A 680-nucleotide genomic window follows, 5' to 3' on the forward strand; every position below is an offset into this window, starting at 1 on the left:
ACCTGACGGGGTTGTTGCGGGAGCGGGGCGACCTCGACGGAGCAGTGGCGGTGCTGCGCCAACGCGCCGACGCCGGGGACATCTACGCCGCCGAGCAACTGGCGGAATTGTTGCGGAGGCGGGGCGACCTCGACGGAGCAGTGGCGGTGCTGCGCCGACGCGCCGACGCCGGGGACAGCGACGCCGCCCGACAACTGGCGGAATTGTTGCGGGAGCGGGGCGACCTCGACGAGCTGCGCCGACGCGCCGACGCCGGGGACAGCTCCGCCGCCCGACAACTGGCGCGGTTGTTGCGGGAGCGGGGCGACCTCGACGGAGCAGTGCGGGTGCTGCGCCGACGCGCCGACGCCGGGGACAGCGACGCCGCCCGACAACTGGCGGAATTGTTGCGGGAGCGGGGCGACCTCGACGAGCTGCGCCGACGCGCCGACGCCGGGGACAGCTCCGCCGCCCGACAACTGGCGGAATTGCTGCGGGAGCGGGGCGACCTCGACGGAGCAGTGGCGGTGCTGCGCCGACGCGCCGACGCCGGGGACACCCACGCCGCCCGACAACTGGCGGAATTGCTGCGAGAGCAGACCCGCTAGGACCCGACGCCCGGGGTGGTCGAAGAGTAACGATATCCGGATCTAATAGGTTGTGCCGCCTGCTGAGGCAGGATGGTTCCGGTAGCGGCTGGC

At 72.8% G+C, this 680-nt stretch carries 1 protein-coding gene; it reads left to right on the forward strand.

Annotated features, from left to right (window positions below; all coding sequences use genetic code 11):
• The coding region (locus ACFP2T_RS28730; RefSeq protein ID WP_377427032.1) for a tetratricopeptide repeat protein at positions 1–587 on the forward strand (587 nt) is incomplete at its 5' end.
• Positions 588–680: the final 93 nt, after the last annotated feature.

It is taken from the genome of Plantactinospora solaniradicis (genome assembly GCF_042658085.1).
Classification (GTDB): domain Bacteria; phylum Actinomycetota; class Actinomycetes; order Mycobacteriales; family Micromonosporaceae; genus Plantactinospora; species Plantactinospora solaniradicis.